Origin of the sequence: Gulosibacter macacae (assembly GCF_003865375.1) — a bacterium.
Lineage (GTDB): Bacteria > Actinomycetota > Actinomycetes > Actinomycetales > Microbacteriaceae > Gulosibacter > Gulosibacter macacae.
On record NZ_RQVS01000007.1, the window covers coordinates 40,199 to 51,608 of the forward strand.

The 11,410-nt window shown below is 65.7% G+C and carries 14 protein-coding genes; 9 read left to right on the forward strand and 5 right to left on the reverse strand.

The features are described 5' to 3' along the window. Nucleotides 1-113 precede the first annotated feature (113 nt). Together EG850_RS06890 and EG850_RS06895 are read left to right on the forward strand one after the other, a co-directional pair. Entirely contained in the window at nucleotides 114-347 is a 234-nt protein-coding gene (locus EG850_RS06890; protein WP_124971882.1) for a glucose PTS transporter subunit EIIB, read from the forward strand. Next, nucleotides 344-805: a PTS sugar transporter subunit IIA gene (locus EG850_RS06895; RefSeq protein ID WP_124971884.1), complete on the forward strand. Its 462-nt coding sequence runs from the start codon at nucleotides 344-346 to the stop codon at nucleotides 803-805. The genes EG850_RS06890 and EG850_RS06895 overlap by 4 nt, the downstream gene beginning before the upstream one ends. A 49-nt stretch (nucleotides 806-854) precedes the next feature. On the opposite strand, the gene nagB is transcribed toward EG850_RS06895, so the two are convergent. From nagB to EG850_RS06910, 3 genes are all read right to left on the reverse strand, one after another. Further along, nucleotides 855-1,616 (reverse strand): glucosamine-6-phosphate deaminase, encoded by a 762-nt coding sequence (gene nagB, locus EG850_RS06900; RefSeq protein ID WP_124971886.1) that lies wholly within the window; start codon nucleotides 1,614-1,616, stop codon nucleotides 855-857. 167 nt (nucleotides 1,617-1,783) lie between these two features. Continuing rightward, nucleotides 1,784-3,295, reverse strand: a complete 1,512-nt coding sequence (locus tag EG850_RS06905; RefSeq protein ID WP_124971888.1) for a catalase — start codon at nucleotides 3,293-3,295, stop codon at nucleotides 1,784-1,786. A 10-nt stretch (nucleotides 3,296-3,305) separates the two neighbouring features. Next, the gene (locus EG850_RS06910) at nucleotides 3,306-3,806 is read right to left on the reverse strand and encodes a Fur family transcriptional regulator (protein WP_124971890.1); all 501 of its coding nucleotides are present in this window, start codon (nucleotides 3,804-3,806) and stop codon (nucleotides 3,306-3,308) included. Between the two features lie 98 nt (nucleotides 3,807-3,904). Between EG850_RS06910 and EG850_RS06915 the strand changes: the two genes are divergently transcribed. The 6 genes from EG850_RS06915 (at nucleotide 3,905) to EG850_RS06940 (ending at nucleotide 8,688) form a co-directional block, all read left to right on the forward strand. Continuing rightward, complete coding sequence (locus tag EG850_RS06915; RefSeq protein WP_124971892.1) at nucleotides 3,905-4,777, forward strand: spermidine synthase; 873 nt, start codon at nucleotides 3,905-3,907, stop codon at nucleotides 4,775-4,777. 71 nt (nucleotides 4,778-4,848) lie between these two features. Next, nucleotides 4,849-5,418, forward strand: a complete 570-nt coding sequence (locus tag EG850_RS06920; RefSeq protein WP_124971894.1) for a tetratricopeptide repeat protein — start codon at nucleotides 4,849-4,851, stop codon at nucleotides 5,416-5,418. Nucleotides 5,419-5,490: 72 nt separating this feature from the next. Beyond that, a complete protein-coding gene (locus EG850_RS06925; protein WP_124971896.1) occupies nucleotides 5,491-6,018 on the forward strand; it encodes a SprT-like domain-containing protein in 528 nt (175 codons plus the stop codon). Nucleotides 6,019-6,059: 41 nt separating this feature from the next. Continuing rightward, nucleotides 6,060-7,112: a threonine aldolase family protein gene (locus EG850_RS06930; RefSeq protein WP_328588375.1), complete on the forward strand. Its 1,053-nt coding sequence runs from the start codon at nucleotides 6,060-6,062 to the stop codon at nucleotides 7,110-7,112. Between the two features lie 73 nt (nucleotides 7,113-7,185). Next, on the forward strand, nucleotides 7,186-8,139 hold the full coding sequence (locus EG850_RS06935; protein WP_124971899.1) for an ornithine cyclodeaminase family protein: 954 nt from the start codon (nucleotides 7,186-7,188) through the stop codon (nucleotides 8,137-8,139). A gap of 24 nt (nucleotides 8,140-8,163) precedes the next feature. Then, the gene (locus EG850_RS06940) at nucleotides 8,164-8,688 is read left to right on the forward strand and encodes an EVE domain-containing protein (RefSeq protein ID WP_124971901.1); all 525 of its coding nucleotides are present in this window, start codon (nucleotides 8,164-8,166) and stop codon (nucleotides 8,686-8,688) included. Between the two features lie 215 nt (nucleotides 8,689-8,903). Here EG850_RS06940 and EG850_RS06945 read toward each other — a convergent pair whose 3' ends face one another. Beyond that, nucleotides 8,904-9,494 carry an FHA domain-containing protein gene (locus EG850_RS06945; protein WP_124971903.1) on the reverse strand — a complete coding sequence of 197 codons (591 nt, stop codon included), beginning with the start codon at nucleotides 9,492-9,494 and terminating at the stop codon, nucleotides 8,904-8,906. Nucleotides 9,495-9,680: 186 nt separating this feature from the next. Beyond that, nucleotides 9,681-10,220, reverse strand: a complete 540-nt coding sequence (locus tag EG850_RS06950; RefSeq protein ID WP_124971905.1) for a DUF4916 domain-containing protein — start codon at nucleotides 10,218-10,220, stop codon at nucleotides 9,681-9,683. 151 nt (nucleotides 10,221-10,371) lie between these two features. On the opposite strand from EG850_RS06950, the gene EG850_RS06955 reads away from it, so the two are divergent. After that, nucleotides 10,372-11,010, forward strand: coding sequence for an alpha/beta hydrolase (locus EG850_RS06955; RefSeq protein WP_124971907.1), 639 nt, complete (start codon nucleotides 10,372-10,374; stop codon nucleotides 11,008-11,010). Nucleotides 11,011-11,410: the final 400 nt, after the last annotated feature.

Consider the following 11,410-nt stretch of genomic DNA (forward strand, 5'->3'; position numbering starts at 1 on the left):
CTGTACTGGTCTAGACTCATCTATACCACTTGGCGAATGCGCCGACAAGTCGTCTTCGAATTTCCCCCATCCGAGTCACGTACATTGACCCGGAACTCGAGAGGAGCATTCCGATGACTAGCAAGGCAGAAAAGATCATTGCCGGACTCGGCGGAGCCGAGAACATCGCCGATATTGAGGCGTGCATCACCCGGCTACGCACCGAGGTCAACGATGCCTCGCTCGTTGACGACGCGGCGCTCAAGGCCGCTGGCGCGCACGGTGTGATGCGTGCGGGCTCGGTGGTGCAGGTGGTCGTTGGCCCCGAGGCCGACAACCTCGCCGACGACATCGACGACCTGCTGTGAGCGCGGTCATCGCACCGGTCGACGGGCGCGTCATTGCGCTTGCCGATGTAGCGGATCCGGTATTTTCCGCCGAGATGGTCGGGCCCGGGTGCGCGATCGAGCCCGCCGGCAGTGAAGAAATGGATGCGGAGCTCGACGTCGTCTCGCCGGTTTCCGGCACGCTCGTGAAGCTGCATCCGCATGCCTTTGTGATCACCACGGCGGAGGGTGTCGGCGTGCTCGTGCACCTCGGCATCGACACCGTGCAGCTCAAGGGCGAGGGATTTGAACCTCACGTGGCCGAGGGCGACGAGGTTTCGGCCGGGCAGCTCGTGACCCGGTGGACGACCTGGCCAGCGGCCCGCGAGGGATATCCGGCAACCGTGATGATTGCGGTGCTCGACCGCGAGCCCGGATCAATAGTGTCGTCGCGCGTTGGCGACGATGTCACTCAGGGCGAGGAGCTCTTCACGCTCTAGGTGGGCGCGGTGTCTCGATGCGGCCTACTCGAGACCCCGCGCCCCGCACCTACTTCCGCAGGTCGCGGGTGAGCTCGAGGTGCTGCAGCTTCGACGCAGCCTCGGCATCAATCACGAGCGTCGCATCCGGGTGGAACTGCAGAATCGAACCCGGCACCATCGCCGTCACGGGGCCCTCAACAATGCCGGCAACCGCATCCGCCTTGCCCTCACCCGTAGCAATGAGCACGACCGTGCGCGTGTCAAGAATTGTGCCGAGTCCCTGCGACATCGCCTGCTCGGGCACCTCATCAATGCTGTCAAAGAAGCGAGCATTGTCTTCGCGGGTCTGCGCAGCCAGCTTCACCGGACGCGTACGCGAAGCGAACGAAGAACCGGGCTCATTGAAGCCAATGTGTCCGTTTGAGCCGGTGCCCATAATCTGCACATCAATGCCACCGGCTTCGCGAATCGCCTGCTCATAGGCGGCACCGGCGGCGGCAAGGTCGTCGGCGAGCCCATCCGGCAGGTGCACGCGGGCGGGGTCAAGCGCGAGCGGTTCGGTAACGGTGCGGCGAATGGTTTCGGTGTACGACTGCTCGTGATCGACCGGGAAGTTCACGTACTCGTCGAGCGCGAACGCCGACGCCTGCGAGAGATCGAGCTGTTCGCTGCGCACAATGTCGACGAGCGCCTCGTAGGTGGTGAGCGGCGACGAACCGGTCGCAACGCCAAGCACCACGCCCGGACCAACGCGGCGGATCACCTTCGCGACTTCTTCGGCAGCGACTCGCCCTGCCTCTTCGGGGGTGTCAACGATGATGACCTGCATGCGGTGTGTGCTCCTGAATTCTGTTGGCTCCGCATCCGCGAAGCTCATGTCTCCAGGCTAGCGACCGGCGGATGCGCGCCCGCCGAATGTTCGCGGCCCCAAACCCGGAAACGGCTCAGGGCCAGCAACCGAAGTTGCTGGCCCTGAGCTGGTTCAGCGGATGCTGACTACGGGTTGACGGGGTCGCCGCCGGGGATTTCGCCCTCTTCGGCCTTGCCCGAAAGCACCTTGGCCTCGATCGCGGCGCCGGTCTCAGCGTCAACGTTCTTCCAGTACTGGAAGGCGTTCGAGAGCACGGGCTCGCGCACGGTGGCGAGTGCGCCGGCAACGGTCTCGACGAAGTCGGCACGCTGCTGGTCGTTCCACACCTCGCGCACGAGGGTGCCGGCCTGACCAAAGTCGTCGTCCTCAGCGTGCAGGGCGTAGGCGCTGCGCACGAGCTCGCCGTCGGCCTCCCACGAGTTCTCGACTGCGCCGGTCTCGTCGGAGTAGGGGCGACCGAACGAGTTCGGCGCGTAGACCGGGGCGTTGCCCGAGTGGTCGAACCGCATGTTGCCGTCGAAGGTGTAGCTGTTCGTCTTGTTGATCGGCTGGTTCACCGGCAGCTGCGCGAAGTTCGTACCGATGCGGGCACGGTGCGCGTCGGCGTAGCCGAACATACGACCCATGAGCATCTTGTCGGGCGAGATGCCGGTGCCGGGCACGTAGTTCGACGGTGCGAAGGCGGCCTGCTCGATCTGTGCGAAGAAGTTCACGGGGTTCTCGTTAAGGGTGAAGCGACCAACCGGGATGAGCGGGTAGTCAGCGTGCGGCCACACCTTGGTGAGGTCGAACGGGTTGAAGCGGTAATCCTTCGCCTCGGCGTAGGGCATCACCTGAACGCTGACCTTCCACGACGGGTAGTTACCCTCTTCGATGGCGTTGAACAGGTCGCGGCGGTGGTGCTCGGCGTCTTCACCGGCGAGGCGGGTGGCTTCGTCGTTCGAGATGTTCTCGACGCCCTGCTCCGAGTGGAAGTGGTACTTCACCCAGAAGCGCTCGCCCTCGGCGTTCATCCACGCGTAGGTGTGCGAGGAGTAGCCGTTCATGGTGCGCCACGAGCGGGGCAGACCGCGATCACCCATGAGGTAGGTCACCTGGTGGGCCGACTCGGGGTTGAGGGTCCAGAAGTCCCACTGCATGGTGTTGTCGCGCAGGCCCGAGTCGGGCAGACGCTTCTGCGAGCGGATGAAGTGCGGGAACTTCATCGGGTCGCGGAGGAAGAACACCGGGGTGTTGTTACCGACGATGTCGAGGTTGCCCTCTTCGGTGTAGAAGCGCAGTGCGAAGCCGCGAACGTCGCGCCAGGTGTCGGGCGAGCCCTGCTCACCGGCAACGGTCGAGAAGCGGAGCAGCACGCGGGCCTTCTTGCCCGGCTGGAAGACGTCGGCGCGGGTGTACTTGGTGACGTCCTCAGTGACTTCGAACTCACCGAAGGCGCCCGAGCCCTTGGCGTGCGGGTTACGCTCCGGCACGCGCTCGCGGTTGAACGCGCTCAGGGTCTCGACGAGCTGCACATCGTGCAGGGCGATCGGGCCGTTCGAGCCGATGGTGAGCGAGTTGCGGTCACTCTCGGCGTTGGCGCCGTTCTGACGGGTCGACGGCAGTGTCGGGTCGATGTTGGATTCAAACGTCGTCACGTGATGCTCCTTAGTTCTCGGGATGGGGATTGGTGGTCGGGTTGGTCGAGTTGTCTGCGGCCATGCGCTGCGCCGATTGACACTTGCTGCAGAGGCCGAGGTAGGTGACGTCGGCGGTGTGCACGACAAAGCCGGCGTCGTCGGCGGGAGTGAGACAGGGCGCGGCACCAACGGCACAGTCGACGTCGGCGATTGCACCGCATCCTTCACACACGAGGTGGTGGTGATTGTCGGCAGTGCGCGTCTCATAGCGGGCGGCTGAGCCAGGCGGCTCGATGCGGCGCACGAGTCCGTGGACGACAAAGTCGTTGAGGCTGATGTAGACCGACTGCTTCGTGAGGTGATCGACCGCGCCTGCGGCCGCCGCGTGCAATTCATCAACGAGCGCGTGCGGATGCGCATCGAGCGCTTCCAGCAGGGCTACCCGGCGCGGCGTGACCCGCAGCCCGACCGCGCGCAGGCGCTCGGGCCAGGCGCTCTCGACGCCGACGGGTTCAGCAAGCATGGTCATCACATCCAACCCTAGCGGTTCTTTTGAATCAATCAAAAGAACACTCAGCAAGTTTTCAGCACCCGGTCAGCTACTCGCCCGGATGCGAGGATGGTGCGATGGCCCGTCGCAGAACCACCGCATCCGACCCCGAGCTCACCACCACGCTCGCCTCGGGACGCCGCGCGCACTTCATGCGCGAAGGCAATGGCTGGGTGCTCGTGGTCGACGGCACCCCTCAATCTGAGGTGAATCTGCTCGAACCGACCGAGCTGTCGTTCGGCTACATCAGGCATATGGGCCACGTGCTCGATCTCGCCTTCACGCCGAGGCAACCGCTCACCGCAGTGCACCTCGGCGCGGGCGCGATGACCATCCCTCGCTATCTCGACGCCACCCGACCCGGCTCACGCCAGCAGGTCATCGAGCTCGAGCGTGACCTCATCGATTTCGTGCGCAAAGTCGCGCCGCTCCCCACGCACGCGGCGATTCGCGTGCGCTATGGCGACGCGCGTGAGCAGCTCGAGCGACTACCCGGCGGCCTGCAGGGGGCGGTGGATGCGGTGGTCGTCGATGTGTTCGCCGGCGCGCAAACCCCGCCACAGGTGACGAGCCTCGAGTTTTTCGGGCACGTCGCGAAGTTGCTCGCACCCGGGGGTGTGGCGCTCGCAAATGTGGCCGATGGCCACACGCTCTCGTTCGCGCGCCGCGAGGTGGCGACGATGCGGCAGGCAATTGGGCCGGTCACGCTCATTTCCGACCCAGCCGTCTTTAAAGGCCGACGCTTCGGCAATATCGTCGTGGCCGCATCCGCCTCGCCGCTCGAGTTGCCGGGACTGTCGCGCCTTGCCGCCGCAGGCTTCCCCGCCGCCTCGGTGATGGATGATGCGCCGGCGCGCGAGTGGCTACGCGGTGCTGAGCCGTTCGCCGACTCGGATGCACAGTCCTCGCCGCTCCCCGGCCGCGGCACCTTCCAGGTGCGTCGCGACTGACGCCCGATGGAAGCGCGGCACGCGGAGCAACCTCGGCCTCATCCTCGGAGCGCCGCGTTACCCTCGAAGGCGTGTCTGACTCCCCGATCATCCTTGGCTACGACCCGGAGACGCTCCGTGAGCGCATCGACCCGGATGCCGCTGCCGCGCGTTACGGAGAGATCGAGCGGTTCCGCTCGCTGACGGCGCTGAACGAGCGTGTGGCACTGCTGCGCCTGCTTGGTCGCTACGACGAGGCGTACGACTGCGCGCAGGCGGCCTGCCGTCAATCGCGATTCACCGGCTCGCGCGAAGACTCACTCGCGGCACGCGTGCGTCGCGCGCAGGTCGAGCAGTACCGCGGAAATCTCGACATCGCCCTGCAAGAGCTCACGAATTGCGTTGACGAGGCCGTCGCGCATGAGTGGGGCGAATTGGCCGGGTTTGCGCTGCAGCACCGCGGCAAGGTGCTCTTTGACCTCGAACGCTACGAGGATGCACTCGCTGATTTCGAGCGCGCACTCAAGTACCGCGAGGCTGAGGGCATCCCGGCTGATCAGACGAACTCGACGCGCTTTGCCATTAAGGTCGTGCGGGCACGCATTGAGGGCGCGGCGCAACCGGATGAGCACGAAGAGCCGATCACGTCGATCGACGCGTAGGTAGTTGGCGCCTGCCTTCGCGAATGTCGGAGGCTTGGGGCATGATCGTCGCGACTCGATCGGAGGGCAAACGTGGCCGAATTTCGTGACGGCAGTGTCGAGAGCCGCAATGCAGTCGATCGACTGGCCGAGCTACGCAACCTCGGGGATTTTCTCGTGCGCCAATACTTGGGGCCGAGCTGGCATTTTGATTTCGACCACGGCAAATCGCGCGCGGGAATGTGCAATTACCGCAAGCGCCGCATCAGCCTGTCGCGGCACCTCGCCACGCGCAATAGCGATGAGTTCAATCGACAGACGCTCCTCCACGAGATTGCGCACGGACTTGCCGGTCACGGTGCGGGGCACGGCCCCGAGTGGCTACGCCTGGCCCGCGAGATTGGCTACACCGGCGATCGGACGCATTCGGGCCAGGTGGCCCGCGAATATGCTCGCTGGCTCGGCGTCTGCCCGCAGGGTCACGAGGTGCTGCGCTTTCGGCGACCAAAGAACATGGGCAAGCTCTCGTGCGCACAGTGTGCGCCCCGGTTTGACCGTCGCTATTTGATCTCCTGGCGTGAACGTAGCGCGGCCGAGCTTGCAGCCGATCGCGTCGCCTGAACTGAACAGCACCGAGCCGAGGGAGCGCTAGCCTGATGCCCATGCTTCATGATGCAGTGAAATACGACTTCGGCTCCGACAACTATGCGGGAGCGCATCCTGCGGTGCTCGAGGCGATGGTCGCAGCAAACGGCGGTCACGTCGGTAGCTACGGCGACGACCCCTACACGGCGCGCCTGCAGGAGGTCATGAAGGGCCACTTCGGTGCTGATGCCCGCGCCTTCCCGGTCTTCAATGGCACCGGCGCGAATGTGATTGCGTTGCAGTCGATGCTGCCGCGCTGGGGTGCCGTGGTGGCACCGGCATCGGCGCACATCAACACTGATGAGAACGCGGCGCCCGAGCGCATCGCCGGCATCAAGATTGTGCCGCGCCCGAGCACCGATGGCCGCCTCGACCCCGGCACCATCCCATCGACGCGCGTCGATGAAGACGATGTGCACTCGGTGCATCCGCTCGCCGTGTCGTTCTCGAACACGACCGAGCTTGGCTCGGTGCACTCCGTCGCGCAGGTGCGCGAGATTGTCACGAAAGCGAAGGATGCGGGCCTGCTCGTCCACTGCGACGGCTCGCGCCTCGCGAATGCTGCGGTGGCCGCGGGTGTTTCGCTCGGCGAGATCACCGAGGGTGTCGACGTGATCTCGCTCGGCGCCACGAAGCTCGGCGCCGTCGCGGTCGAGGCGGTCGTGGTGCGTAATCCCGAGGCGGTCGTCGGTCTTGAGATGCTGCGAAAGATCGACCTGCAGCTCGCCTCGAAGCAGCGGTTCTTGTCGGCGCAGCTACTCGCCCTCTACGAGGGTGAGGTCTGGCGCGAGAACGCGAGCAACGCGAACGCCCAGGCCGCGCGACTCGGCGAGGCTGTCGCCGCACTTGAGGGATGCTCGGTGCTCTACCCCGTCGAGGCAAACGCCGTGTTCGCGGTATTGCCCGAGGGTGTGGCCGATGCCGTGCGCGAGCGCGGCTGGCACTTCTACGATTGGGGGCCGGCGGGCATCCCTGGCGCGGTGCGCATGATGACCGCTTGGGACACCCCGACCGAGGCCGTTGAGGCGTTCGTTCGCGACATCAAGGACTGTGTCGCCGCCGCGCGATAGGATCACCAAAACCCCACCACCGGGCGCTGTTGCCTCGGTTGGCCGCACTCGATCTCGCAGCGAAGGGCAGCTCGTGACGACGACAATTCCCCACATCACCGAACGTGAAATCCGTCAGCACGTGACCTACCACCAGGCCATGGAGGTGCTGCGCGAGGCGATTCTGCACGACGTCGACCCAGCGAACGACTTCCCCCGCGAAATCCTCGAGCTCGCTGATCACAAGCAGTTGCTGTTCATGCCGTCGCAGTCGAAGCGCTGGGTGGGGTCGAAGCTCATCTCGGTGAACCCGGGGAACTACCGTCGCAACCTTGACCGCATCCAGGGTCTCTACCTGCTCATGGATGCCGAAACGACGACGCCGCGCGCACTCATCGACGGCGCCGAGCTCACCGAGCTGCGCACGGCCGCGATGTCGATGGTGATCGCCGACCAGATTCTGCCTCGCGATGCTCGCAAGGTCGTGCTCTATGGCTACGGCGCGCAGGCCCGCGCGCATCTGCTCGGGCTCAAGGCGATTCGTCCCTCGCTTGAGCAGGTTGTGGTCACCGGCCGCAACCAGGTCAAAGCCGAGATGTTCGCCGCGAACGCCGCCGAACACGGGTGGGATGCCCGCATCGGTGCGGCCATGGACCCGCAGGTCGCGATTCCCGAGGCCTCGGTCGTCGTGACCGCGACCGGTGCCGGCAAGCCACTCTTTGATGGATCGGCAGTGCGCCCGGGCACGCTCGTGATCGCGATTGGCTCGCACAACAACGACCGCCGCGAACTCGACGCCGACCTCATGGGCCGCTCGCACGTCATCGTCGAAGACAAGGCGACGGCGCTGCGCGAGGCTGGCGATGTCGCGATTGCCGTGGCCGAAGGCAAGCTCGATCCTGAGTCGCTCACTGATCTGCAGGACTTCGTGCGCGGCGTCTCGCTGCCGCGCGACCGTCCCTATGTCTACAAGTCGGTTGGCATGTCGTGGCAAGATCTCGTCGTCGCCGGCGAGATCTACGAACGCGTGCCCACCGGCCGCCGCTAAGCGGTTCAGGGCTCGGCTGCGCCGGTGGCAATTCGCTATTGGCTCGTCGTTCAGCCACTCGACCGGGCGCGCGAGCTCGTCGAACTCGGATGCATCCAGGTGCCGTGGGGTGCGCGCGAGCCGCTCGAACGGATGCGCGCGGCTGACGGCGTTGTGCTCTATTCGCCGCGCGAGTCGAACCCCGATGGTGAGCCGTTGCGTGCGGTGGTGCAGGCGGGACGCATCCAGACCGAAGAGCCGGTGCAATCGGGCGGCTATGCGCGCTCGCCGTGGCGGCACGAAGTGGAGTGGCTACCCGAGGCTCGGGTGGCGCCGATTCGGCCGTTGCGCGACCTGCTCGATCTCACGCGCGATGACCGGTATTGGGGTGAGCGGTTGCGCGATGGCTGGGTGGAGTTGAGTCGGCGCGACTTCGAGATCTTTGAGGATGCGGTGCGTCGGCCCTCCCCCGACCCGAGCGGGTTCATGTTGCGCACGCTCCGCGAGACAGGGTATCCGGGCATCATGCCCGATGAGCCTCGCGATGACGGTCCGCGGCTCATTCGGTGAGCCGCTGCGCCGCTAAGCCACTGAGTCGTGCGCCAAGTGGAACCCGCGCTGTGCCAACTGGAACTGGAAATGTGCCAAGCAGAACCGACCCCGTGCCTGATCCGCAAGAAATCCCTGGTCGCATGCCCGCACTGCCAGGCGTTTCCGGCGATTCGGGTTCCACTTGGTACGCGCCGGGTTCCACTTGGCACGCGCGCGACTCGCCTCATCACTCGCTAGGGCTCGTGCTTGATGCTGTAGTTCCACGCGGCTGGCCGCTCTCCGCTCGAACGCTCCGGTTGCAGGCGCTGCTGCGATCCCTCGCCGCCTTCCCTACCGCCATAGGGTCGCCCGTGGTCTGACGACTCGTCGCGCTCGAACACGAGCTGATGCCCGTGCTCGCCGAGTCGCACTTGGTACGCGGTGCGCAGGATGCGGCCCTCGGCCCCATCCTCGAATACTGCGTTGGTACCGCCGCTCGTCTCAGCGGGGCCGTAGAGCACGAGGATGTACTCATCATCATTCGTGTGCCGAATCTCGGCGTGAGTCGGCTCAAGGCAGTCGAGCCTGATCGACGAATCAGGCGCGGATCCGATCGTTGTGAGCGCAGTGAAGAGCGGGAACTCGGCGCCTCGGTTGACGCCTTGCGTGCCAGCGGCGATCGAGACGAGCCGCGGGCATCCGGAACCGTAGTTGCCGTGGGTGGTGGTGACCGGCTCGGTGACCGGGCGCGGCCCAAGACACGTATCGCCGGTGGCATCGACCGTGATCAGGCCGGCTGGGTTGACGACGAAATCGTCGGGGGCGTGCAGGGGTTGGGAAGACATCATCGACCTCCTCAGGTTGCTGATGAGCATCCCCCGGTCCGCTGAGTTTTCCGCGCGTTCTGTGAGGGTGTTCGGAGGCAACACACCGGTTTGGCTGGCGCGTTACCGGAGTCTCGAGTTGGTGACTATTTACTCTCGCGGCGCCGCGTCAGCGAACGAGCTAGATGTTTCGGTCGCGAGCCACGCTTACCAGCGGCCTAGTTGCCCAATCGCCGCGCGCAGGATCTTGCCGCGGCCGCCCTCGAGTTCTTCAAGGAGGTCGGGGTCTTTGGCTTCGTCGGTCGTGACCCAGGTGACTTCGAGTGCATCCTGACGCGGCTGGCATTCGCCGGTCACCGGCACGATGAACACGAGCGCGACGGCGTGCTGTCGCTCGTCGTAGAGGTCGGTGATCGGCAGCGGCGAGTACTCGGCGATCGTGAATGGCACGAGCGATGCGGGGAGCTGCGGGAAGGCCATCGTGCCGAGGTCCTTCTCGAGGTGGCGCATGAGCGCGGTGCGCACGGCCTCGCCGTAGTGCACGCGGCCCGACACGAAGGTGCGGGCAATCATGCCCTCGTCGTTGGCGCGCAGGAGCAGGCCAATGTGCTCGACGCGGCCCGCCCCGTCGACTCGCACCGGGATCGCTTCGACGTAGAGGATCGGGGTGCGGCGCCGAATCAGGCTCAAATCGTCATCGCTGAGCCAGCCGCCGCCAGATTCCGGGTCAGGTGTGCGCACGTCCATGTGCCGATTCTGCCCCATGTGGCTGGCTGGTGCTCTCGGTGTTCGCGGCCGGTGAAGATTCTTGTCACCTCTGCGCGCTCTCGAGGTGTAGTTACCTTGCGCGGCCGCATGCGTGACGAAATGTTCACGGAGCGCCCGGCAAGATAGGGGCATGATCCTCGCCAATGAGAACCTCGATGCCCCGCTTGTTGTGTTGTTGCACGGATACGGTGCTGATGAGCGTGATCTTGCCGGGCTCATCCCGTATTTGCCGCAGGAGTTTCGGTACGCATCGTTGCGTGCGCCCGAGCCCGTGCCGGGGATGGGTGGGTTCCAGTGGTTCCCGTTGCGCATCGTGCCCTCACCCTCGGGTGGTGAGGTTGACTCAAGCGATGAGGCGGCGCGTGTGGTTGACGCTGGCGCGACGCGTGCGGCCGAGGGCGTGTGGCAGGCGATCGATGGGCTTGAGGCGTCGAAGGTCGCGTTCGTTGGGTTCTCGCAGGGGGCGATTACCGGGATGCAGGCTTGGCGTCTGCGCCCGGCCGGGTTTGCCTGCGGAGTGCTGTTGTCGGGCTACGTCGCGCAGGGGCCCATGCCCTTGGATGCGGAACTCGCCGAACTGCGGCCGCCAGTGTTCTGGGGTCGCGGGCTGCTCGACGCGGTGATTCCGGCGCGGGCGATCGAGGCGACGGGGCCCTGGCTTGAGCAGCACACGGAGCACGTGGAATTTGTGGAGCCGCAAGCTGGACACGAGCTGACGTTGGCCGAGTTGCAGGCGGTGGGCGAGTTCTTGCGCGAGCACCTGGCGTAGAGGCGCGTTCCCAGCAAGCGTCGTTCCTCGGTGGGGCATCGCTCGTCGATGCGGCGTCGCTCGCCGATGCGGCGTCGCTCGTCGGTGCGGCGTCGCTCGTCGGTGCGGCGTTGCGCTAATACGCGCCTTCCCCGCAAATACGCACGCTCCCGACATCCGCATCCCACTGATACGCGCGCTTCCGACTAATACGTGCGCTGCAGCGCGCGGTTTAGGCGGAAGCGCGCGTATTAGTAAACGTGGGTGCTGCGGCGGGGCACGGCGGGATGCGGCGAAATACGGCGGGGCGCGGCGAGACCGTCTGGCTCCCGAATGCGGATCCGCTAATCCGCGCGTCGCTGCCTAATCCGCGCGCTGCAACGCGCGGTTTAGGCGGAAGCGCGCGGATTAGTGGCCGAGG

Coding starts and splice junctions, on each gene's coding strand:
- EG850_RS06930 (WP_328588375.1), top strand. CDS start 6,060: ATGCTTCATGATGCAGTGAAATACGACTTCGGCTCCGACAACTATGCG.
- EG850_RS06955 (WP_124971907.1), top strand. CDS start 10,372: ATGATCCTCGCCAATGAGAACCTCGATGCCCCGCTTGTTGTGTTGTTG.
- EG850_RS06915 (WP_124971892.1), top strand. CDS start 3,905: ATGGCCCGTCGCAGAACCACCGCATCCGACCCCGAGCTCACCACCACG.
- nagB (WP_124971886.1), bottom strand. CDS start 1,616: ATGCAGGTCATCATCGTTGACACCCCCGAAGAGGCAGGGCGAGTCGCT.
- EG850_RS06950 (WP_124971905.1), bottom strand. CDS start 10,220: ATGGACGTGCGCACACCTGACCCGGAATCTGGCGGCGGCTGGCTCAGC.
- EG850_RS06890 (WP_124971882.1), top strand. CDS start 114: ATGACTAGCAAGGCAGAAAAGATCATTGCCGGACTCGGCGGAGCCGAG.
- EG850_RS06945 (WP_124971903.1), bottom strand. CDS start 9,494: ATGTCTTCCCAACCCCTGCACGCCCCCGACGATTTCGTCGTCAACCCA.
- EG850_RS06910 (WP_124971890.1), bottom strand. CDS start 3,806: ATGACCATGCTTGCTGAACCCGTCGGCGTCGAGAGCGCCTGGCCCGAG.